At 72.6% G+C, this 20,749-nt stretch carries 21 protein-coding genes; 3 read left to right on the forward strand and 18 right to left on the reverse strand.

What is annotated here, in order from left to right:
* Positions 1 to 54 precede the first annotated feature (54 nt).
* Both VQH23_RS05150 and VQH23_RS05155 read left to right on the forward strand, forming a co-directional pair.
* A complete protein-coding gene (locus tag VQH23_RS05150) occupies positions 55 to 1,005 on the forward strand; it encodes a cupin domain-containing protein (RefSeq protein WP_338664551.1) in 951 nt (316 codons plus the stop codon).
* 238 nt (positions 1,006 to 1,243) lie between these two features.
* A complete protein-coding gene (locus VQH23_RS05155; protein WP_338664552.1) occupies positions 1,244 to 1,801 on the forward strand; it encodes a MarR family transcriptional regulator in 558 nt (185 codons plus the stop codon).
* Here VQH23_RS05155 and VQH23_RS05160 read toward each other — a convergent pair.
* The 16 genes from VQH23_RS05160 to VQH23_RS05235 all read right to left on the reverse strand — a co-directional run bounded on the left by VQH23_RS05160 (position 1,785) and on the right by VQH23_RS05235 (position 17,513).
* The gene (locus VQH23_RS05160; RefSeq protein ID WP_338664553.1) at positions 1,785 to 2,567 is read right to left on the reverse strand and encodes an SRPBCC domain-containing protein; all 783 of its coding nucleotides are present in this window, start codon (positions 2,565 to 2,567) and stop codon (positions 1,785 to 1,787) included. The genes VQH23_RS05155 and VQH23_RS05160 overlap by 17 nt on opposite strands.
* Entirely contained in the window at positions 2,557 to 3,033 is a 477-nt protein-coding gene (locus VQH23_RS05165) for a (2Fe-2S)-binding protein (protein WP_338664554.1), read from the reverse strand. The genes VQH23_RS05160 and VQH23_RS05165 overlap by 11 nt, the downstream gene beginning before the upstream one ends.
* Entirely contained in the window at positions 3,030 to 3,920 is an 891-nt protein-coding gene (locus tag VQH23_RS05170) for an FAD binding domain-containing protein (protein WP_338664555.1), read from the reverse strand. The genes VQH23_RS05165 and VQH23_RS05170 overlap by 4 nt, the downstream gene beginning before the upstream one ends.
* Positions 3,913 to 6,237, reverse strand: a complete 2,325-nt coding sequence (locus VQH23_RS05175; protein WP_338664556.1) for a xanthine dehydrogenase family protein molybdopterin-binding subunit — start codon at positions 6,235 to 6,237, stop codon at positions 3,913 to 3,915. The genes VQH23_RS05170 and VQH23_RS05175 overlap by 8 nt, the downstream gene beginning before the upstream one ends.
* 186 nt (positions 6,238 to 6,423) lie before the next feature.
* Positions 6,424 to 6,801, reverse strand: coding sequence for a hypothetical protein (locus VQH23_RS05180; RefSeq protein WP_338664557.1), 378 nt, complete (start codon positions 6,799 to 6,801; stop codon positions 6,424 to 6,426).
* A 109-nt stretch (positions 6,802 to 6,910) separates the two neighbouring features.
* The gene (locus tag VQH23_RS05185; protein ID WP_338664558.1) at positions 6,911 to 7,996 is read right to left on the reverse strand and encodes an aromatic ring-hydroxylating dioxygenase subunit alpha; all 1,086 of its coding nucleotides are present in this window, start codon (positions 7,994 to 7,996) and stop codon (positions 6,911 to 6,913) included.
* Positions 7,997 to 8,000: 4 nt separating this feature from the next.
* A complete protein-coding gene (locus VQH23_RS05190) occupies positions 8,001 to 8,231 on the reverse strand; it encodes a recombinase-like helix-turn-helix domain-containing protein (RefSeq protein ID WP_338664559.1) in 231 nt (76 codons plus the stop codon).
* 142 nt (positions 8,232 to 8,373) lie between these two features.
* The gene (locus tag VQH23_RS05195) at positions 8,374 to 9,366 is read right to left on the reverse strand and encodes a PDR/VanB family oxidoreductase (protein ID WP_338664560.1); all 993 of its coding nucleotides are present in this window, start codon (positions 9,364 to 9,366) and stop codon (positions 8,374 to 8,376) included.
* A complete protein-coding gene (locus VQH23_RS05200; RefSeq protein WP_338664561.1) occupies positions 9,363 to 10,862 on the reverse strand; it encodes an aldehyde dehydrogenase in 1,500 nt (499 codons plus the stop codon). Before VQH23_RS05200 ends, VQH23_RS05195 begins: the two co-directional genes overlap by 4 nt.
* Complete coding sequence (locus VQH23_RS05205; RefSeq protein ID WP_338664562.1) at positions 10,862 to 11,686, reverse strand: aspartate dehydrogenase; 825 nt, start codon at positions 11,684 to 11,686, stop codon at positions 10,862 to 10,864. Before VQH23_RS05205 ends, VQH23_RS05200 begins: the two co-directional genes overlap by 1 nt.
* Before the next feature lies 1 nt (position 11,687).
* Positions 11,688 to 13,373, reverse strand: a complete 1,686-nt coding sequence (locus VQH23_RS05210; protein ID WP_338664563.1) for a thiamine pyrophosphate-binding protein — start codon at positions 13,371 to 13,373, stop codon at positions 11,688 to 11,690.
* Between the two features lie 11 nt (positions 13,374 to 13,384).
* Complete coding sequence (locus tag VQH23_RS05215) at positions 13,385 to 14,164, reverse strand: SDR family oxidoreductase (RefSeq protein ID WP_338664564.1); 780 nt, start codon at positions 14,162 to 14,164, stop codon at positions 13,385 to 13,387.
* Positions 14,165 to 14,166: 2 nt separating this feature from the next.
* A complete protein-coding gene (locus VQH23_RS05220) occupies positions 14,167 to 15,093 on the reverse strand; it encodes a VOC family protein (RefSeq protein ID WP_338664565.1) in 927 nt (308 codons plus the stop codon).
* Complete coding sequence (locus tag VQH23_RS05225) at positions 15,090 to 15,947, reverse strand: IclR family transcriptional regulator (protein ID WP_338664566.1); 858 nt, start codon at positions 15,945 to 15,947, stop codon at positions 15,090 to 15,092. The genes VQH23_RS05220 and VQH23_RS05225 overlap by 4 nt, the downstream gene beginning before the upstream one ends.
* Positions 15,940 to 16,755: an alpha/beta fold hydrolase gene (locus tag VQH23_RS05230; RefSeq protein WP_338664567.1), complete on the reverse strand. Its 816-nt coding sequence runs from the start codon at positions 16,753 to 16,755 to the stop codon at positions 15,940 to 15,942. The genes VQH23_RS05225 and VQH23_RS05230 overlap by 8 nt, the downstream gene beginning before the upstream one ends.
* The gene (locus VQH23_RS05235) at positions 16,752 to 17,513 is read right to left on the reverse strand and encodes an SDR family oxidoreductase (RefSeq protein ID WP_338664568.1); all 762 of its coding nucleotides are present in this window, start codon (positions 17,511 to 17,513) and stop codon (positions 16,752 to 16,754) included. Before VQH23_RS05235 ends, VQH23_RS05230 begins: the two co-directional genes overlap by 4 nt.
* A 317-nt stretch (positions 17,514 to 17,830) precedes the next feature.
* Here VQH23_RS05235 and VQH23_RS05240 point away from each other — a divergent pair, with 317 nt between their 5' ends.
* Positions 17,831 to 18,790, forward strand: coding sequence for a tripartite tricarboxylate transporter substrate-binding protein (locus tag VQH23_RS05240; RefSeq protein ID WP_338664569.1), 960 nt, complete (start codon positions 17,831 to 17,833; stop codon positions 18,788 to 18,790).
* 315 nt (positions 18,791 to 19,105) lie between these two features.
* Here the strand turns inward: VQH23_RS05240 and VQH23_RS05245 are convergent, their stop codons facing one another.
* Positions 19,106 to 20,083, reverse strand: coding sequence for a pirin family protein (locus VQH23_RS05245; RefSeq protein ID WP_338664570.1), 978 nt, complete (start codon positions 20,081 to 20,083; stop codon positions 19,106 to 19,108).
* Positions 20,080 to 20,712: an alpha/beta hydrolase gene (locus VQH23_RS05250; RefSeq protein WP_338664571.1), complete on the reverse strand. Its 633-nt coding sequence runs from the start codon at positions 20,710 to 20,712 to the stop codon at positions 20,080 to 20,082. Before VQH23_RS05250 ends, VQH23_RS05245 begins: the two co-directional genes overlap by 4 nt.
* Between the last annotated feature and the right edge of the window lie 37 nt (positions 20,713 to 20,749).

Here is a 20,749-nt window from a genome sequence, read left to right on the forward strand (position 1 = left end):
CGGTGGATAGCTTTTCCAGGCCGGTGCCGTGCCGGATGTCAGAGGGAGCGGAGCATGAACGTCGTCACGCCTGTCGCCAGCAGCCTGGAAGCCGAGCTGCGCGCCCATGTCGGCCGCCACGTCGACAAGGTGTTCGACTGGGACGCCTTCCCCAGCAATCGCGGCTTCCCGGATCTCGAGCGCGCGCAGATGCGCTACATCGGCGCCGGCGGGTCCCCCAAGGTGGGCGACGCCTCCACGCTGAAGCCGGAGCACTTCACGCTCAGCCTCATCTACAAGCACGTCGGCAAGTACGCCGCCTGCCACGCCCATGAGATCGAGGAGAGCTTCCTGATCCTCGACGGCGTGCTGACGGTGGGCTGGGAGCGGGACGGCGAGGTGGTGGAGGTGCGCCTCGGGCCGAAGGACATGATCCTCAACGCGCGCGATATCGGCCACGGCTTCCGCAACGAGGGGATCGCGCCGGTGCTGATGTCGATCTCGGTCGATGTCGGCAAGCCGCTGCCGCCGCGCTACCTGTACCATCCCAAGAACACCGCGCCCGAACTCGCCCGCTCCTTCGGGGCCGAGCCCGGCCGCACCATCCCCTTCACCCCGACGGGCGAACACCCGCTGAACCGGCACATGGCGCGCTACGTCATTCGCCACGCCGAGCAGCCGACGCTGTGGGACGAGGCCGGCTTCACCCGCAAGATCTATGTCGGCCCGGGCGGCATCGAGAGCGACACCTGCCGCAAGGAGATGCTCGGCATCCCTGTCGGGGCCGGCGTGCGCCCCTATGCCCGCGACGTGGAGGACGCCTTCCTCGTCCTCGAGGGCAGCCTGACCGTGGGTTGGGAGGACGAGCAGGGGCAGTCGGTCGAGATCGAGCTCGGCCCGCGCGACCTGGTGCTGAACCCGGCGGGCCGCCGCCACTGGTTCCGCAACAACTCCGCCGGGCCGGTCACGGTGTGGCAGGTGATCGGCACGGCCGAGCCGGAGACGGTGCGCTTCGAGGCGGCCTGAGGGAGGCGGCCTGAGAGAGGGACGCGCGGGCCGGGGGCATCCGGTGCCGCGGGTTCGCTTCCGTGCGGGAGGGCGGGCGGGCGGCTGCCCACCCCGCCTGGGAAGAGCGGCGCGGATATGCGATAGCCCCGGCGGAGTGACGCGACGGGGGACAGGGGCTTGAGCGAGCGCTGCACCGCGCATCACCTGGGCGGCGGCCCTGTCCGGCGCAGCGGCGTCGCCTCGGGCGCGGTGCGCGATGGCCGCTAGCGGGACCCAGCCCAAGGCGCGGGCGGGCCGGTCGCGCGGCGGCAAGAAGGCGCCGGCCGGGCGGTTCGATCTGCTCGACCACCCCATGTTCTTCCTCGCGCACATCCTCACGCGGTTCGACGGAAACGTGGTGGTGGACCTGCGGCGGCACGGCTTCAGCCAGTCGGATTGGCGGCTGATCTCGACGCTGCAGTACTCGGACGACCTGACCCTGACCGAGCTGGCCCGCATCACGACGCTCGAGCGATCCTTCGTCGGGCGGGTGGCGGGCAGCCTCGAGGAACGCGGCCTTGTCCGGCGGAAGTTGCCCGAGGACGACCGCCGGACGACGCGCGTCAGCCTCACCGAGGCGGGCCGGCGCAGCTTCGCCGAGGTGCTGCTGCCGACCACCGCCGCCCAGATCGACAACGCGTTCCGGGATGTCGGACCGGAGGATCGCGCGACGCTGTTCCGCGTCCTCCGGCAGATGATGCGGAACGTCTACGACGTGGCGCGGGAGACGACGCCGATCCTGGATGGCGGACCCGCGGCTAGCGGAGATCCTTGAGCCATCGGGCGGCCTCCGGCGCGGCGCTCGCCGGCCAGAGCACCTTCACGACGCCGTCGGCGCGGTGCAGCTCGACATAGATGTCGGTCGCCAGCCGCCGCTCGCCCAGCCCGGCCGACGCCGAGGCCCCGCCGACGAGGCGCTGCCACCAGCGCGCGCGCGCCGGCCCGCCGCGTGGCGCGTCCGGCGCTTGCGGGGGCGGCGCCGGGGCAACGACGGGCTCGTCGTCGGCTCCGCCCGCGCGGTCCTGCACCGGCGTGAGGGCGGGGGCGCCCGGCGCCGCATGGGCCTCCTCCGGCACTGCCTCCCTGGGACCAGCCCTGCGCAGCGCGACGGCGGTAAAGTTCGCGCCGAACTCGTCCCACATGCGATCGGCCTTGGTCTTCATCATGCCCAGGCCGAAGGAGCCCAGCCGGCCCAGTACGTCGGCCCTGGCCCGGATGCGGATCTCGGTGCCTCCCTCGCCGAGGTCGGTCAGGAACAGCTCGCTGCTCTGCCGTATCGTGCTCGCGACGGCGGCGTCCTCGCCGGTTCCCTCGATGCGGAGGTAATCGGGCGCGCGGGCTTCCAGGATCCGGGTCCGCACCTTGAAGCGCGCGGCCACGAAGGAGATCCTGACCCTGATCTCGGCCAGGTACTCGGTGTTGCTCAGCACCTCGACCGCTTCCGTGCCGGGAACGCAGCCGGCCATGACCTGCGGGTCCAGCAGCAGCGCCCAGACCTCGGCCAGCGGCGCCGCGACGGTCAGTGTCTTCTCAAGTTCCACGCATCTTCTCCGCGGCGGCCATGATCGATTCGACGATGCCGACATAACCGGTGCAGCGGCACAGATTGCCGCCCAGCCCGGCGCGGACCTCCGCCTCGGTCGGGTCCGGCACCTCGTTCAGGATGGCGATGGCGGCCATCAGGAAGCCCGGCGTGCAGTAGCCGCACTGAAAGCCGCCATGCTCGGCGAAAGCCTCCTGCAGCGGGTGCAACACCCCGTCCACGCAGAGCCCCTCGACGGTCGTGATCTCATGCCCGTCCGCCTGGGCGGCGAGCGAGAGGCAGGATTTGACCACCTCGCCGTCCAGCAGCACCGAGCAGGCGCCGCAGACGCCGGTCTCGCAGCCGCGCTTCGTGCCCGTCAGGAACAGGTCGTCGCGGATGAAGTCGGCGAGCAGCCGCCGCGCCGGCACCTCCATCCGGTGGGGCTGGCCGTTGACGGTCACCTCGATCGCGATGCGGCTCATGCGATGGCCCTCTCGGCGGCCCGGTCCGGAGTGGTCGGCGCCATGAGGCGCTCGATCGTGCGGCGCGCCACGACGCGCACCATGTCGCGGCGGTAGGCCGCGCTGCCGCGCCCGTCGGAGACAGGGTCGATGGCCGATGCCACGATGTCGGCCGCCTCCCGCGCGAGCGCGGGCGTGACCACCCGGCCGGCGAGGAAGGCCTCGGCCTCCATCACGCGGGTCGGAACCACGGTGGTGGCGCCCACCACCAGCCGCGCCTCCTCGACGACGTCGCCCTCGCGCCGGGCGACGAGGGCGAGGTTGATCAGGGGCCGGTGCTCGGCGGCGGTCCGGTGGAAGCGGGCGTGGTGGCCGAAGTCGAAGCGCGGCGGCGGCAGGCGGATGTCGGTCAGCACCTCGTCCGGCGCCAGGGCGCAGGCGTAGTAGTCCACCAGGAACGCCGCGACCGGCAGGAGCCTCTCGCCCCGCGCGCTGCCGAGCGCGAGCCGGGCGTCGAGCGCGGCGAGGCAGCTCGGCGGGTCCGTGGTGGGGTCCGCGTAGCAGAGATTGCCGCCGATCGTGCCCTGGTTGCGGACCTGCGGGTTGGCGAGGCGCGACGCCATATCCGCCAGCACGGGGTAGTGCTGCCGAACCAGCGGCGAGCGTGCCACCGCCGCGTGCGTCGTCAGCGCGCCGATCCGCAGGCCGTCGCGCGGGTCGTAGGTGATGCCGCGCAGGGCGCGCACCCCGGCCAGAGAGATGAGGTGCGTCGGCGTGACCATGCGCTGGCGCAGCGCCAGCAGCAGCGCCGTGCCGCCGGCGATCATCCGGCAATCCTCCCCGAGGCGCGCGAGCAGCCCGCTGACCTCCGCCACGGTCTCGGGCAACAGCAGGTCGAAGTCACGCATGGCCGCTCCTCCGCGCGCGCAGCCCGGCCAGGATCTTCTCCGGCGTGATCGGCAGGTCGCGGATCCGCACCCCCACGGCGTCGTGGACGGCGTTGGCGATGGCGCCAGCGCCCGGCAGCATCGCCGTCTCGCTCGCGCCCTTTGCGCCGTGGGGCCCGTTCGGCTCCAGCGACTCCACGATGCCGGAGCAGATGTGGGGCAGCGATTCCGCCGTGGGCATGGTGTAGTCGGCAAGATTGCCGTTCAGCAGCCGGCAATCCTCGAAGCGCATCTCCTCGTAGAGCGCCCAGCCGATGCTCATGGCCGCCGCGCCGCAGGTCTGGCCGTGCACCGCCAGCGGGTTCAGCGCGCGGCCGCAATCGTCCGAGACGACGGTCCCCACGACCTCCACCTGGCCGGTCTCCGTATCCACCTCGACCTCCACGGCTTGGGCCGCGAAGGAGTAGCCGGGGGCCACGTTGCCGTACTGGTCGGGCCGTGCCATGGCGAGAGTGGTGGGAGGGTCGTAGGTGGCCGTGACCCGCAGCTCGCCGCCACCGTGCCGGTAAATGTGCATGCGCGCCAGCTCGCCGAAGGTCAGCCGGCGGTTGGGCGAGGCCGAGGTCGCGTAGACCTCGCCGCCGGAGACGGTGAGGTCGGCCTCGGGCACGCCGAGGGTTTCGGAAGCGATCGTGAGGAGCCTGCCCCGGATCTCGCGTCCGGCCCGGATGGCGGCATTGCCGGCGAGGATGGTGACGCGGGAGGCGATGGAGCCGTGCCCGTAGGGCGAGGTGTCCGTGTCGGTCGGCAGGACGGTGACGTGCGACATGGGCAGGCCCAGCTCCGCAGCGCAGCACTGCGCCAGCATGGTGTAGGCGCCCTGCCCCATGTCGGACTCACCGGTGGAGAGGGTGACGCGCCCGTCGGTGCTCATGCGGGCGACCACGATGGACCCGTCCCAGTTGCCCATCTCGCGGTTGCCGCTGACATGGATGGCGCCCGCGAAGCCGATGCCCCGGCGCTTCGCACCCGATGTCCGCGGCCCCGCCCTCTTCGCCGCCCAGCCGATGCCCTCGCTGACCTGGTCGAGGCACTGGGACAGGCCGGCGCTGCCGAGTTCGAAGCCGTGCACGGTGGTATCCCCCGCCTGCACGGCGTTCCGCTTCATGAACTCGACGGGATCGATGCCCAGCATCCCCGCCATTTCCGCCATGTGGCTGTTGAGCGCGAAGGCCGCCTGCGGGCCGCCGAAGCCGCGGAGGGCACCGCGCGGCGGATGGTTGGTGAAGGCGAGCCGGCCGTGGAGCCGCACGTCCTTTAGGTGGCGGTGCATGTTGTCGCTCCGCACCAGCGACACCTGCAGGACGTGGGTGGCGAGGCCCTCATAGGCGCCGCAATCGGCCAGGAGGCCCACCTCCTTCGCGATGATCCGGCCCTCGGCGTCGGCGCCCATCCGCAGCCGGATCCGCTCCGCCGGACTGGAGCGCGCGCCCAGGAAGTCGTCGAGGCGGCTGTTGAGGAACCGGACGGGCCGGCCGAGCCGCCAGGCCATCCAGGCGCAGATGAGGCTGTTGCACTCCTCCACCGTCTTGCCGCCGAAGGCGCCCCCGACGGTGGACTGGATGACGCGCACGGCGGACACCGGAAGGCCCAGCGCCTCCGCGAAGCGGTTGCGCTGGAGAAAGGCGGTCTGCGTCGGCGTGCGCACGACCAGCCGGCCGCTCTCCTCCACCCAGGCCACCGTCGCCATCGGCTCCAGGTAGCCCGGATACTGGGGGGTGGTCTCGTAGTCCGCCTCATGCACCAGCGCGGCGCGGGCGAAGGCGGCGTCCACGTCGCCGCGCTCCACCCTGTACTCGATGGAGAGGTTGCCGGTGTTCTCGTGGACCTCAATCGCCCCCGGGCGCAGCGCCTCCTCCATGTCGCGGACCAGGGGAAGCGGCTCGTACTCGATCCGGACGAGGTCCAGGGCGTCGCGGGCCGTCTCCTCGTCCACCGCCGCGACCACGACCACCTCCTCGCCGGCGAAGCGGACCTTCGACACGGCGAGGATGCGGTGCTGCTTGCGGTGAACGCCGGTCAGCCGCTCGGGCGTGTCCTCGCCCGTGAGGACGGCGAGCACCCCCGGGAGGGACCGGGCGGCGGCGGTGTCGATGCGGATGATCCGGGCATGGGCGTGCGGGCTCCGCAGCACCTTCAGGTGCAGCATGCCCGGCATCCGGAAGTCGCCGCCGTACACGGCCCTCCCCGTCAGCTTCTCCCGGGCGTTCACCTGCGGCGTCGGTCGCCCGATCGCCGAGGTGCCGTCGTCGGGGAAGGCGTGTGGCGTTGCGGTCATCTGCGTCCGGAGAGGTCGTTTCGCCCTGCCCCGGCTTCCTGGCGCATCAGCCGCGGCCTGCCGACGCTAGGCCTCCCGATCGGGATCGGCAACAAGAACCGTGCTTAGGCACGTTTTAATTCGCAAGTTCCGGAGGTGGACCGGTGCGCCACCCGATGCCGCGCGCGAGGAGCACGCCCGCACCCGTCACCCGGGCTGGGCGACGGCGCCGTCCGGCCGGTACGACATGGCGTACTGGAAGTAGTCCGCCCGCGGATCGTCGTAGAGGGTGACCGAGGCGCCGCCGCCGGCGCGGCCGCGGAACCGCTCCCGCGAGGCGTGGTCGTAGCCCTCGAAGGCGATGTCGTCGGTGAAGCGCAGCTCCACGACGCCGACCCCGTCGAGGACCAGGGTGTCCGGGCCGAGATGCACCACCTGCCCTGTCCCGATGTCGCGGAAGCCGTCCGGCAGCGGCTCGATGACGAAGCTCTCGCCCGTGCCGAGCGCGTGGACCAGGACGGGGCAGCGGCCGGCGCAGCGCCGGTGCGCCGCCACCGCGACGATGCGCCGCGTGTCCGGATCCATCCCCGTCCTCCTCCCGCCGCCCGGCCAGCTCATGCCGTCCATCCCGCGGGCGCCTCCGTCCAGTGGGGACGGAGGACGACCCTCATGGCGCGGGCCGCCATCCCGCGGATCATCCCTTCCCCGCCGCCCGCAGCTCCGTCAGCTGCTTGCGCGTGACCTGGGCGAGGTGGCGGCGCAGGCGGATGAGGCCGGCGTCGTGCTGGTAGAGCATCTCGTACTTCTCCAGCCCCGGCTTGCAGCCCTGCAGCATCTCGCGGTCCTGCTCTAGCACCGCCCAGTGCCGCGGCTCCATGCGGGTCCTGTAGAGGAAGCGCCAGGTGTCGCGCTGCCAGCCCTCCACCTTGCGGCAGCGCCAGAAGAAGCTGGCCGTGTTGTTCTCGTCGATGGGAGTCGCGAAGCCGATGATGGCGAAGTTGCCGCCCGGCCCGCCGGAGGGCGGGTAGGGGATCTCCAGCCGCACGTAGATCGCGCCGTCGTCCACCAGCTCGGACCAGTCGAAGTTCACGTCCCGCTGCCCCTCCTTCTCGAAGAAGAAGCCGGTGGGCGTGTCGCGGGTGACGAAGTGGGCCTGGGTGTCGCCCTGGTACATCGTGTGCGAGTTCGCGTGCAGGAAGGTCCCGTGCATCGGGTCCATCGCGTTGTCCAGCGAGTAGCGCCAGAACATCTCCCAGTCCGCGTAGCAGACGAAACGCTCCCACTCCGGCGCGGCGAGCTGCGGGGGCGGGACGAAGTCCGGCGCCTCCTCGTGCAGGGCGTCGCCGAACCAGACGAAAATCGCGTCGGCCACCTCGACGGCCGGATAGGTCTTCACCGCCTTCTTGCCCTCGAGCGGGCAGCCGGGCTGGCCGGGCACGGAGAGGACGGTGCCGTCCGGCCCCACCTCAACGCCGTGGTAGTTGCAGCGCAGCCGGTCGCCCTCGTTCTGCCCGCGGGACAGCGGGACGGCGCGGTGCGGGCAGCGGTCCACCTGCACGTGGATGGCGCCGGCGGCGTCGCGCCAGAGCACGAGCGGCTCGCCGAGCCGCGTCAGCCCGACAGGCTTCTCGCCGGCTTTGACGAAGCGCGAGGGCAGCACCGGCCACCAGCGGTTGCGGACGCCGAGCTTCAGCGCCTCGCGGATCTCGGCGTCGGTCACGGGGCCGTTCTGGCCCGGAGCCGGCCGGGTGGCGGTACGGGGGGAGAGGGTGGTGCTCATGGGCTTAGGCTCCCAGCTCCCGCATCGTCGCCTGGAAGTTCTCGGGGGTCCACTGGCCTCCCGCCCGGGGGCGGATGCGGGAGCGGTTGAGGGCCGCGATCAGGTCCTCCAGCTCCCAGTTGCCCTTCGCAAAGGCCGCCTCAATGGCGTCGGCCAGGCCGCCCTCCCACTCGGTCGGCAGGCGGCTGATGCTCTGCCGCTCCTCCAGATGGGGGAAGCGATAGGTGTCGTTCACGATGCCTTCTCCTCTCGCTCGGCACCCCGCCCCTGCAACGGGACGGGCACCACCGCCGGCGGGCGCGCCAGGCCGGCGCCCCGGATCCTGTCGCTGCTCCGCCGGGCCTGCACCCGGGCGGCGGTACGGTATCCCGGCGTGCTCACAGGTCGAGCACCAGGCGGGGCGACCTCGCCCGCGACACGCAGGTCATCATCGTCCCGTTCCCCGCCCGCTCCGAGGCGGAGAGGATGCTGTCGCGGTGATCCACCTCGCCCTCCAGCACCGGCACCTCGCAGGTGCCGCAAACGCCCTGCTCGCAGGAGCACGGGATGGACAGGCCGGCGTCGTTCAGCACGGCGAGCACGGTGCGATCGGGGGGCACGGTCACGGTGAAGCCGCTGGCGGCGCACTCCACCTCGAAGCTGTCGGAGGTCTCGCCCTCCGGGCGGGCCCGGGGGGTAAACCACTCGAAGCGGACGCTGTTCTCCGGCCAGCCGGCCGTGGCCGCCTCCACCGCCGTCATCAGCCCGTCCGGGCCGCAGCAGTAGAGGAGTGTCTCGGGGCGCGCCTCCGCGAGATGGGCGGCGACGTCGAGGCGCGTGCCCTCGGTGCTGGCATAGACGGAGACCTCGCCAGCCCCGGCGGCCGCCAGGGCGCGCGCCTCGCGGAGGAAGGGCGCGTCGGCGGTCCGCGGCGCGCAGAGCAGGAGGGACCAGCGCGCCCCCGCCGCAGTGGCGGCCCGCATCATCGGCAGCAGCGGCGTGATGCCGATGCCGCCAGCGACGAAGAGGTAGTTCGGCGCCGGGTCGAAGGCGAAGTTGTTGCGCGGCAGGCCGAGGGTGACGGTCACGCCCGGCCGCAGCTCCCCGCGATGCACGAAGCGGGAGGCCCGGCCGCCCTTCACATCGCGGACGGCGATCCGGTAGGTGTGGCGATCCGCGGGATCGCCGCAAAGGGAGTATTGCCGGACCGTGCCGTCCGGCAGGTGCAGGTCGACATGCGAGCCCGGCTCGTAGCGCGGCAGCTCGCGCCCGTCCTCCGCCTCGAAGTCGAGGGAGAGGATGCCCGGCGCCTCGAGGGTGACGCGGCGCAGCAGGGCGGCGAAGCTTCCGGCCTCGGCGGCCACCGCCGCGGGATTGCCGATGGCGTTCATGCGGCGAGCCCCGCCCAGGGATGCGGCCGGCCGGAGGTGTCGAGATAGAAGGACTTCTGGCGCTGCCAGGCGCGCAGGCCCTGGCGGCCCTTCTCGCGCCCGAGGCCGCTGTCCTTGATCCCGCCGAACGGCGTGGAGATGGAGAACTGCTTGTAGGTGTTCACCCAGACCGTGCCGGTGCCCACACCGCGGCCGACGCGCCAGGCCCGGTTGAAGTCGCGGGTCCAGATGCCGCAGGCAAGGCCGTAGCTGCTGCTGTTGGAGAGGGCGATCGCCTCCGCCTCGTCCTCGAAAGGCTGCACGTGCAGGACGGGGCCGAAGATCTCCTCCTGGCACGTCGCGGCATCGTTGGGCAGGCCGGCGATGATGGTGGGCAGGAAGTAGATGCCGGCGTCGTAGGCCGCACCTTCCGGGCGGGCGCCGCCGCAGAGGATCTCGCCGCCCTCGGCCAGGGCGGCGGCCACGGCGCGCTCCACGCCCTCGCAGTGCGGATCGCGGATCAGCGGGGCGACCTGGGTCGCGGGATCGGCGGGGTGGCCGACGCGGAGCGCCTTCGTGGCCGCGACCAGCCGCTCCACGAAGCGGTCATAGATGGAGCGCTGCACCAGCAGCCGGGAACCCGCGATGCATGACTGCCCGGTGGAGGAGAAGATGCCGAAGAGGATGCCGGCCACCGCGAGGTCCGGATCCGCGTCCTCGAACACGATGGTGGGGGACTTGCCGCCGAGTTCGAGCGAGACGGGCATCAGCTTGGCCGCCGCCTTCGCCGCGATGCCCCGCCCGACCTCGGTGCCGCCGGTGAAGCTGACCTTCCCGACGGCGGGATGGGTGACGAGCGTGTCCCCGACCTCCTCCCCGCGCCCGGGAAGGACGGAGAGAAGGCCGGCGGGCAGCCCCGCCTCCTCGCAGACCTGCGCCATCACAAGGGAGACGAGCGGGCTCCAGGAGGCCGGCTTCATCAGCACGGCATTTCCCGCGGCCAGGGCCGGCGCCAGCTTCTGCGCGTCCGACGCGATGGGCGAGTTCCAGGGCGTGATCCCGGCCACCACGCCGATGGGCTCGTGCACGGACATGGTGAGATAAGAGCCGCGGGAAGGGGTCAGCGCCTCCTCTTCCGTCTCCAGCACGGCGGCGTAGTAGCGGAACGTCCCGGCGGCGCTGGCGGCGAGCGCCCGGGTCTCGGCCAGGGTCTTGCCGGTGTCGCGGCTCTGCACCTGGGCGATGCGCTCCGCGTGGCGGGTCAGCCCGTCGGAGATGCGGTGCAGGATGGCGGCGCGCGCGTGCGGCAGCAGGTCGCGCCAGGCGGGATCGGCGGCGGCCTTCCCGGCGCGCGCGATCGCCTCCTCCACATCGGCGCGGGAGGCGCCGCGGAGGGTCATGTTGACGCTCCGATCGGCCGGGTAGATCGAGGTGATCTCCGGCCCGCGCCCCTCGCGCCACTCGCCGCCGACGAAGATGCGGCCGTCCGGCAGGCCGATCTGCTGCAGCTTTGCCATCACAGCACCACCGGGACGATGCGGTTCAGGACCTCGCGCGCGACGCTGTAGCCAGCGCCGAGCGAGGTCTTCGGATTGGACGGGGATGGCTTGCCCTCCAGCCGGATCGTGAAGTCGACGGCCGCCGAGCGGACGATGATCTCGTGCTGGTTCCTCATGATCCCGGGATCCGCGACGAGCCGCACCCGCGTGGCGTCGAAGCCCGCGCCCGCCAGCGCGACGGTCGCGGCGACGTTGGCGTTCTGCGGGTAGTCGCGCGCCGCGTCCCGCGCGCTGCCCTCGAAGAAGGTCGCGGGCTCCGCCAAGGCATCCAGGTCCAGCAGGCCTTCCGCGCGCGTGCCGGTCCAGGCGCGCGGCGGCTTGCGGCCCACATAGGACACCTCCTCCAGCCCGGAGAGGCGCGCCGCCGCGAGGGCGTCGATGCCACCCACCGCCCCGGCCGGGAGGATCAGCCGCGCGCTGCCCCTGGCGGCCGCGGCGACAAGGCCCTCATGCAGCGCTTGGTCCGCCAGGGCGCCGGTGGAGATAACGAGGAGATCCCGGCCGGCCGCCAGCACGGCCTGGCCGTAGGCGCGCACGGCATCGTGGCCGGCACACTCGACGACAAGGTCCGGCGCCCCCGACAGGAAGGCTTCCAGCTCTGTGTGGACGGCCCAGCCGGCCGCCACCTTGCCGAAGCGGGCCTGCAGCGCCCCGGCGGCCGCCTCGCGCCCCGGCCGGACGAGCAGGCCGAGGGCGGCGAGCGGCCGGGGAAGCCCCGCAGCGAGCGCGGACAGGACGGTGTCCGCCATCCCGCCCGCGCCGATCATGCCGAGGCGCAGCATCCTAGCGCACGCTCCCCGCCGCGCCCGCGGGCGGGCCGGCGAAGCTCTCGGCAAAGGGGCCGATGGAGGTCATGTCGACCTCCACGACACAGGGGCCCTCCGCGGCCAGGGCACGGTCCAGCGCGGCCTCGAAGTCCTCGATCCGCGACACCCTCTCGTGCGGCAGGCGGATGGAGGCGCAGAGCATCCCGAAATCCGGAGTCAGCAGGTCCGCGTAGTGGCGGCGGCCGCCGTACTGCGCGTCCTGGATGTTGCGGATCACGCCGTAGCCGCCGTCGTTCATCAGGATGAAGACGGCGTTCGCGCCCATGTCGGCGGCCGTCGCCAGCTCGCCGATCATCAGCATGGCGCCACCGTCGCCCACCAGGGCCACCGTCTTCACCTCCCCCGCCATGGACGCGCCGATCGCCATGGCGATACCCTGGCCGATGCCGCCGCCCAGCGCGTGCACGCCGAGATGGGGCGCGGCGAGGTGGACGTAGCGGTTGCCGAAGGTGGAGTTCGACAGCGTGACATCGCGCACGAAGGGGTGCCGCCCGGCGGGCACGCGGGCCAGCAGCGCGTCGGCTACCACTTGGTAGGGGCCGAGCGCCGAGCGCAGCGCGCCCTCCGACTGGGCGCGGGCGATGGCGACGTCGTGTAGGAAGGTGGCGTCGGTCGCCAGCGTCGCCGGCAGCCGGGCGAGCAGCCCTTCCAGCACCAGCCGCGCGTCCCCCGCGATGAACAGGTCGGCGGGGTAGTTGCGGCCGGCCTGGGTGGGGTCGGCGTCCACCTGCACCAGGGGCCTGGGCAGCGGCATGGCGTTGTTGCGCGTCTCGTTCCCGCGCAGGCGGGAGCCGACGACGATCATCAGGTCGGCGCGATCGTACAACCCCTGCGCGGCCGGCGTCATGTTGAAGGCGCCGAGCGAGCGGGGATGGCTCTCCGGCACGGTAGCGCGGCCCTGGGTGCTGGTGACGGCGGCAAAGCCGCGATCCACGAGGGCGGTCGCGGCCTCCGCCGCATGGCGGGCGCCGCCGCCGAGCCAGAGCATGGGGCGCTCGGCTCGCAGGATCATCTCCGCCAGAGCGTCGAGCTGGGCGGGGTCGGGCGGGACGGGCGCGACGTGGAGGGAGGCGGGCAGTGCGCGCCCCGGCACCTTCACGCGCTGCACGTCCACCGGGATTTCCAACGACACCGGGCCGGAGGGAGCGGCCAGCGCCAGGCGGGCGGCGGCCAGCAGCGCGTCCACGGCGCCGGCCGGCTCCCAGGCGCGGATGTAGCCCTTGCTGATCGCCCTGAGCATGTCCGGCTGGCGCGGCACGTCGTGGATGGCGGCGCGATCGCGGTCCATGAAGGCGCGGTCGATGGTGGTGGTGATGTGCAGCACGGGGGAGCCGGCGGTCAGCGCCTCCACCTGGCTGCCCGCCGCGTTGCCCGCGCCCGTCCCGGTCGAGGTGATGCAGACGCCGAGCCCGCGCGACACGCGCGCATGGGCGTCGGCCATGTTCATCGCGCCGGCCTCGCCGCGGGCGGGGACGAAGCGGATGCGGCCCTGGCGCGCGATGGCGTCCAGGATCGGCATGTTGTGGATGGAGATGACGCCGAAGGCGTGGGTGACGCCGATCTCGGCGAGGGTCCGGGCGATCAGGTCGCCGACGGCCTCCTCGGTGGTCAGGCGCGCGGCGGCGAGGGGGGAGTGGTCCATGGGAGCTCTCGTCAGATGTGCCGCGACACGCCGCCGGAAACCTCCAGGCTGGCGCCGGTGACGTAGCTCGCCGCCGGCGAGCCGAGGAACAGGATGGCGCGCGCAGGCTCCTCCGGCTGGCCGAGGCGGCCGAGCGGGATGCCCTTCTTCGCGGCGAGGGCACCGAACCAGGCGTCCCGTGTCTGGGAGGGGTCCTCGCGCGCCTCGTAGCGGCGCTGCCACTGGCCGGAATCGACGAGGCCGAGGAGGATGGAGTTCACGCGGATCCGCGGGGCGAATTCGGTGGCGAGCGACTTCAGCAGGCTCTGCACGCCCGCGCGGGCGGCGGAGGTGCAGACCATGTGCGGCTCCGGCTGCAGCGCGAGCAGGGAGTTCACGCCGACGATGGCCGGCGCCTCCGCACGTTCCAGCAGCGGGCGGAAGGCGTGCAGCGCGTGGATCTGGGAGAAGAACTTCAGCTCCAGCTCCTCCCGCCACGCCGCCTCGGTGGTCTCGGCGAAGGTGGAGACGCGGCCCTGGCCGGCATTGTTCACCAGCAGGTCCAGCGCGCCGCCGCCCCATTCGGCTACGGCGGCGGCAAAGGCCGCGACCTCCTCACGGTTCAGGACGTCGCATCGCATCGCCAGCACGTCGCCGCCGAGTTCCGCCCGCGCCGCCTCCAGCCGGCCGGCATCGCGGCCGCAGATGGCGACGCGCGCCCCTTCCGCCAGCAGCAGCCGGGCGGTCGCCAGCCCGATGCCGGAGGTGCCGCCGGTGACGACCGCGACGCGGCCGGAATAGCCCAGGTCCATGCTCAGCCCGCCGTCGGCCAGCCGCGGTCGGGGCGGCCGGCCATCACCGTGCGCATGGCCGGGGTGGGCGGGCCGGCGGTCATCCAGGTGTCCATCTTCTCCGGCACGTCGCGCGGCCAGACCTCGGGCTGGTGGGTCGCCTCCTCCACCTTGTGCACCTCGGAGGTGAACTCGATGACGTAGCCGGAGGGGGAGACGAAGTAGGCGAAGGGGTTGTTCCCCGGCCCGTGGCGGCCGGGACCCCAGGCCGGGGCCTGCCCGGCCACGCGCATGCGCCCGATACCGCGCATGAAGCTGTCGATCGAGGGCATCTCGAAGGCGACGTGGTTGGCCGAGGGGTACTGGGCGCGGTTGAGGGCGATGGAGTGGTGGTCGCTGAAGTCGGCGTCGGTCGCGCAGCGCAGGAAGACCATCATGTCCGCGGAATAGTCGGTGATGCGGAAGCCCAGGTGCTGCTGGTACCAGGCGCCGGTCGCGTCCATGGCCGGCGTGTTCAGCACCACGTGGGAGACCTTGCGCGGCATGGCGCGGCTGTCGTCCGTGTCGGCGTGCTGCGCCACGTCGGCGGAGAAGCGCAGGCGGCGGCCTTCCGGGTCCAGCGCCGTGAAGCCGTAGCCGCCGCCGGGGGTGGAGAGCTCGGCGGGGGGCGTGGCGTCGATGCCGTCGGCTGTCAGCTGCGCGTGCAGCGCGTCCACCCGGGCGCGGCTGAGCATGCCGAAATGGACGTAGTCGATGCCGAACTCGCGGTCCTCGCGCAGCGCATAGATCCAGAACTCGGGGCCGGTGCCGCGGAGATAGAAGGTGCCGTCATTGCCTTCCGCCACCGTGCGGAGGCCCCAGCTCCTCTCATAGAAGTCGCGCGTGGGCGCGACGCCCGGGGCGCGCATCGCAATGCCGCGCATGAAGTCGACGGAGACGCGATCACTCATGCCAGCACCTCGAGCCTTCTGGAGTTGTAGGGATGCGCGGGCCCGGCCCAGCCGAGGCGGCGGGAGATCTCCTCGGCCGTGTCGCGCACAGCGCGGCCGATCCGCTCGCGGCGCGCCGGGCCGTCGAAGGCGGCCGTCTGGCCGCTGACGTTCACGGCGGCGACCGGCGCGCCGGAGGCGTCGAAGATGGCGGCGGCGACGGAGCTGATGCCGGCCTCGAAGAAGCCGTCGCTCCAGGCCAGGCCCTCCGCCCGGTCCTCCGCCAGGCGCGCGTTGAGCTGCGCCATGGTGACAGGGGTGTGCTCGGTGCTGGCGGGCAGCGCCACGCCCGCGAACAGCGCCCGCACCCGCTCCTCCGGCAGGTTCGCCAGGATGATGCGGCCCATCACCGCCGCATGCGCCGGCAGGCGGCTGCCGACGCGGATGTTGCTGACGTAGCGGCCCTGCTCGGGCGTGCGGCGGACGACGTAGACGATCTCCATCCCGTCCAGCACGCCGAGATGGGCGGAGAGGTCCACGAGGTCGGCTAGCCGCGAGATCGCCGGCACCGCCGTCTGCACGAGGTCCTGCGAGAAGAAGGCCTGCGCCGCCATGCCGATCAGCCCGAGCCCGATGCGCCAGCCCTGGTTGGGCCCTCCGTCTTGGGGCCGCACCGGCTCGATGAAGCGCTCCGCCTCCAGCGTGGTCAGCAGGCGGAGCAGCGTGGTGCGGTTGATCCCCAGGGCGCGCGCGGTCGCGGCCATGTTGGTGACGCGGTCGCCCTCCGCGATGTGGCGCAGCAGCCGTGCCGCGCGCTGCACGGGCGGGGACAGGTAGGCGGAATCCTCGGCGTCCTCCCGGGTGTCGTCAGGCAAGGATCGTCTCCCCGAGAAGGGCGGCCACCTCGCGCGGGAATTCCTGCGGCATGGCGTGGCCGGCGCCGGGCAGCTCGGCCAGGCGGATCGGGTTGGCTAGGGCGGCAAAGAGGCGGCGGGCGTTGTCGGGCGGCGTCACGACGTCCTCCAGCCCCGTCGCGACCAGGACGGGCATGGCGAGGCGGGGGGCGTCCGCCAGCAGGTCCCCGGCCCCGAGGGCGCGGACGGCCTGGGCGTAGCCGGAGGGGTTCACGGCGGCCATGGCGCGACGCACGCCTTCCAGCACCGCCGGGCGGTTCGGGGCGTCATGCACCAGCCGGGGCGCACGGCGCGCGGCGAACTCCTGCGGGCCAAGGCTCGTCACGTCGTCAATGCGGGCCTGGACGCCCGGCGGCAGGGCATCGGGCGCCGCGCCGTAGCCCAGCGCGGGGGACATCAGCGCCAGGGCCGCCACGCGGTCCGGGTTGCGAGCGGCGAAGCGGGCCGCGAAGAGGCAGCCGAGGGAGTGGCCGGCCAGGAGGATGCGATCGAGGCCGAGCGCGGCCAGAAGGTGATCCAGCGCCTCGGCATAGCTGTCCGGCGTCGGCGCTTTCGTCGGCACGGGCGCGGAATCGCCGTAGCCCGGCGCGTCCCAGGCGATCGCGTGGTGCTGCGGCGGCAGCGCGCCCAGCAGGGGCTCCCAGCTCGTCGCGTTGCTGCCGATCCCGTGCAGCAGCACGAGCGGGAGGCGCCCGCCCGTGCCGTGGCGGCGGAGGATGGCGATGCCGGCGGCGTGCGCGCGCCGGGGGGGCTGGATCGCGGCGCTCACGTGAAGACGAATCCCGCATCGACGGGCAGCACCTGCCCGGTCAGCGCCAGCGCGCCCGCCGTGAGGAGGAAGACGACCGTGTCCGTGATGTCCTCCGGCACCTGCGGTCCCGGAACGGCACGCCCGGTCTCGTAGAGGCGGTGGCGCTCGGCGGGCACGTACTCCGTCGCCTCGTTTCGCATGATGCCCGGCGCGATGCAGGCGATCCCGATGCCGCGCGGGCCCAGTTCCCGGGCCAGGGAGCGCGTCATGGCCATCACGGCCCCCTTGCTGGCGGTGTAGGCGAGCAGGCGCGGCGCACCCCAGAGCGCGGTGTCGGAAGCGATGTTGACGATCCGGCCCCCATGGTCATTCCCTGGCATCAGCGGCGCGACGGCGCGCGTGACGAGCCAGGTGCCGCGCACGTTCACGCGCATGACCCGGTCCCAGGTGTCGATCTCGATGGCGTCGAATTCGGGGCCGCCGATGCCGGTGGCGATGGCGGCGTTGTTCACCAGCCCGTCCACCCGCCCCTCATGCGCCGCGATGTCGGCGGCGAAGGCCTCGATGCTCGCGGGCTCCGCGAGGTCCAGGGGCACTGCGCGGGCATCGTGGCCTGCCGCGACGAGCTCGGCGGTCGTGGCCGAGAGCTGGTCCAGGAGGATGTCGGACAGGATCAGGCGGGCGCCCGCGGCGGCGCAGGCAGTCGCGATCGCCCGCCCCACGCCGCGCGCGGCGCCCGTGACCACCACCGTGCGGCCGGCGAGGGTTGTGGCCACGCCGCTCACCCGGCCGGATCCGGCGCGAAGGCCTGATCCAGGCCCGACACCAGGAAGCGGCAAGGAAGTTCAAATAAGAACTCTAAGTTCATAAATTGCAGCATGGGAGAGGATGGGGCTGCTTGTCAAAGCCATTCTTGGTGCCGGGAATCCCGGCCGATCCGTCTGCAGGTTCGAAGAATGCGCCTTGACGTTCCGGTGCACGTGCTCTCACCCTGCTTACGAGAAGAACGAAGAGTTCAAATAAGAACTCCTTTGTGCCGTCGCACGGTGGCCCACCCGCTGAACCATTCATCCGCCACATCGGAAGGCTGTTCATGACAACCATCGGACGACGCACCCTCGCGTTGGGCATCACGGCTGCTCTGGCCAGCCCCGCGATCGCGCAAGCACCCCGGCCCGTCACCTTCGTCGTCGCCTATCCGGCCGGTGGCGACACGGACGCGATCGCGCGCCTGTTCGCGGACCGGATGGCATCCCGCCTCGGCCGTCAGGTCATCATCGAGAACCGCTCCGGCGCCAGCGGGGTCATCGGCACGCAGTACGTCGCCCGCGTCCCGCCGGACGGGTCGATCCTGCTGTTCGCGCCGTCCACCTTCCCGCTCGCGCCGCTCGTGCTCAAGCAGGGCGCCACCTATCATCCCGTGAACGACTTCACGCCGGTCCATCTGGTGGCCACCACGCCGATGATCCTGATCGCCAGCCGACAGAGCGGGATCCGGTCGCTCTCGGACGTGGTGGCACAGGCGAGAGCGGGCCAACTCGCCGGCTACGGGTCGCCGGGCTCGGGCTCGCCCATGCACATCTACGGCGAGATGTTCAACCGCTTGGCGAACGTGAACCTGTCGGAGATCGCCTATCGCGGCGTGGCCCCGGTGGTGAACGACCTGCTCTCCGGCTCCATCGGGATCGGGCTGGTCACGATCGGCGCCGTGGCCGACCACCTCAAGGCAGGAACCCTCGTGCCCGTCGCGATCTCGGAGGCGCAGCGCAGCCCGGTCGTTCCCGAGGTCCCCACCTACAAGGAGGCCGGCTACGACCTCAACGTCACGACCTGGTGGGGCCTGTTCGGGCCGCGCGGCCTGCCGGCGGCGATGGCTGAGACGTTGAACTCTCACATGAACGACGTGCTCGCCCAGCCCGACGTGCAGGAACGGCTGCGCGCGCTCGGCGCAGTGCCGGCCGGCGGACCCGCGTCGCGCCTGGCGGACGTCAACCGGACCGACTTCGAGCGCTTCGGCCGGGTGGTGCAGGAGCTGAACATCCAAGTGGGCTAGCGGGCTCCTCGCCCGACTTCCCGGGGACTCTGCCCGGCACCCTGGCCGCGAGCGCCCGCAACCCTGCCGCAAGTGAGCGGCAGGGGAGTGCGGAACGTCCGCGGAGGATGGTCGCCGACCAGCGCCGCCCCAGAGTCCCCAGGCTCGCGGCCCTATGGACAGCGGCGAGGAGGAGGTTCTCGCCTACCGGGCGTTCCCGGTGGCCCACCGGGCGTTGTCCCCTGAAGCGGCTCGCACCCCGTGCCTGGCCGGGTGCCGGGCACGGGGTGCAGTGCCACGGGACTCGAGGGGTGACATCACCCCGACCAGACAGCCTCAGCTCGTCGGCGACCCGGCGGAGGGCGCCTGAGTGGAGGGTGTCTCCGCCTTTACGCGCATCTCCGGGAGCGGGATGAACTCCTTGTCGTCCCCCGGCACGGTGCCGAAGCGCCCGGCCTTCCAGTCCGCCTTGGCCTGTTCGATCCGATCCGGCGAGGAGGAGACGAAGTTCCAGAACAGGTGCCGCGGCCCGTCCATCGCGGCGCCGCCAAGCATCAGCAGCCGCGCGCCGCGCGGGCCCGCGCGCAGGCCCATGCTGTCGCCGGCGCGGAACACCAGCATTCGCCCTGCCTCAAAGCGGTCGCCGGCGACCTCCACCTCGCCCTCCACGACGTAGGCGCCGCGCTCCTCGTGGTCCGGCAGGGGCAGGGCGGCGCCGGGGGCCAGGACGGCGTCGGCGTAGAACAGGTCGATCGGCGTCGCGACCGGAGAACGGGCGCCCCAGCCATGGCCCGCGATGAGGCGCAGCCGCGCGCCGCCGTCCTCGATCACCGGCAGCGTGGCGGCGGGGTGGTGGACGAAGGCGGGCTCGGCCTCCTCCTGCGGCTTCGGCAGGGCCAGCCAGGACTGAATGCCGAAGAGGCGGTTGGCGTGGCCGCGCAGCACCCGGTCCGTGCGCTCGGAATGCACCATGCCGCGGCCGGTGGTCATCCAGTTCACGTCGCCCGGGCGGATCGCCTGGTCGGAGCCGAGACTGTCGCGGTGCTGGATCTCGCCCTCGAAGAGGTAGGTGACGGTGGAGAGGCCGATGTGAGGGTGCGGCCGCACGTCGAGGCCCTTGCCGGTCAGGAACTCGCCCGGCCCCATCTGGTCGAAGAAGATGAAGGGGCCGACCATCTGGCGCTCCGTCGCCGGCAGGGCGCGCCGTACCTCGAAACCGCCGATATCATGGGTGCGAGGGAGGATGACGTGCTCGATCGCCTCGCCCGCCTTGCATTCCGGCATCAGGCCGGTGGGGTCCGTCTCGACGCTCATGCCGCCGTCTCCTTCAGGCCCGCCATCCAGTCGCGGGCGAGGTTGATGTCCATCTGCGATACCCCGTGCCCGAGCGGGAGCACGAGGTGCTTCACGGTGGCACCCGCCGCCTCCAGCATCCCGGCCAGCCGCTCGCTGTTCGCGGCGGGCACGATGGGATCGGCCGTGCCGGAGAGCAGGAGGACCTTCGTGCCGTCCAGTCGGGCCGCGGGCGGCTCCGCATAGGGCACCATGGCCCGCAGCAGCGCCGCGCCGCGCAGCAGGCCGGGGTGGCGCAGCAGCAGGCTGGCCGCAATGTTCGCGCCGTTGGAGAAGCCCAGCGCGACGGGCGCGCCGATCCCGTGGCGCGCCTGCGCGTCGCGGATGAAGCCCGCGAGGTCGTCCGTGCGGCGGCGCAGGTCGTCCTCGTCGAAGACGCCCTCTGCTAGGCGCCGGAAGAAGCGGGGCATGCCGTTCTCCAGCACCGGGCCGCGCGGCGAGAGCAGGGCCGCGCCGGGCGCGGCGAGGCGGCCGAGCGGCAGCAGGTCCGTCTCGTCGCCGCCCGTGCCGTGCAGCAGAAGCACGGGCGCGCGCGCGGGGTCCGTGCCGGGCTCGAAGAGGTGGACGAAGTCGGGTGCGGTGGTGGTCATGTCTGGTGCTCCCGGGCCGCGCCATGGCGCGGCCCTC

It is taken from the genome of Pararoseomonas sp. SCSIO 73927 (genome assembly GCF_037040815.1).
Taxonomy (GTDB): domain Bacteria; phylum Pseudomonadota; class Alphaproteobacteria; order Acetobacterales; family Acetobacteraceae; genus Roseomonas.

Coding starts and splice junctions, on each gene's coding strand:
- VQH23_RS05150 (WP_338664551.1), top strand. CDS start 55: ATGAACGTCGTCACGCCTGTCGCCAGCAGCCTGGAAGCCGAGCTGCGC.
- VQH23_RS05155 (WP_338664552.1), top strand. CDS start 1,244: ATGGCCGCTAGCGGGACCCAGCCCAAGGCGCGGGCGGGCCGGTCGCGC.
- VQH23_RS05165 (WP_338664554.1), bottom strand. CDS start 3,033: ATGAGCCGCATCGCGATCGAGGTGACCGTCAACGGCCAGCCCCACCGG.
- VQH23_RS05170 (WP_338664555.1), bottom strand. CDS start 3,920: ATGCGTGACTTCGACCTGCTGTTGCCCGAGACCGTGGCGGAGGTCAGC.
- VQH23_RS05175 (WP_338664556.1), bottom strand. CDS start 6,237: ATGACCGCAACGCCACACGCCTTCCCCGACGACGGCACCTCGGCGATC.
- VQH23_RS05180 (WP_338664557.1), bottom strand. CDS start 6,801: ATGGATCCGGACACGCGGCGCATCGTCGCGGTGGCGGCGCACCGGCGC.
- VQH23_RS05185 (WP_338664558.1), bottom strand. CDS start 7,996: ATGAGCACCACCCTCTCCCCCCGTACCGCCACCCGGCCGGCTCCGGGC.
- VQH23_RS05195 (WP_338664560.1), bottom strand. CDS start 9,366: ATGAACGCCATCGGCAATCCCGCGGCGGTGGCCGCCGAGGCCGGAAGC.
- VQH23_RS05200 (WP_338664561.1), bottom strand. CDS start 10,862: ATGGCAAAGCTGCAGCAGATCGGCCTGCCGGACGGCCGCATCTTCGTC.
- VQH23_RS05205 (WP_338664562.1), bottom strand. CDS start 11,686: ATGCTGCGCCTCGGCATGATCGGCGCGGGCGGGATGGCGGACACCGTC.
- VQH23_RS05210 (WP_338664563.1), bottom strand. CDS start 13,373: ATGGACCACTCCCCCCTCGCCGCCGCGCGCCTGACCACCGAGGAGGCC.
- VQH23_RS05215 (WP_338664564.1), bottom strand. CDS start 14,164: ATGGACCTGGGCTATTCCGGCCGCGTCGCGGTCGTCACCGGCGGCACC.
- VQH23_RS05220 (WP_338664565.1), bottom strand. CDS start 15,093: ATGAGTGATCGCGTCTCCGTCGACTTCATGCGCGGCATTGCGATGCGC.
- VQH23_RS05240 (WP_338664569.1), top strand. CDS start 17,831: ATGACAACCATCGGACGACGCACCCTCGCGTTGGGCATCACGGCTGCT.
- VQH23_RS05245 (WP_338664570.1), bottom strand. CDS start 20,083: ATGAGCGTCGAGACGGACCCCACCGGCCTGATGCCGGAATGCAAGGCG.
- VQH23_RS05250 (WP_338664571.1), bottom strand. CDS start 20,712: ATGACCACCACCGCACCCGACTTCGTCCACCTCTTCGAGCCCGGCACG.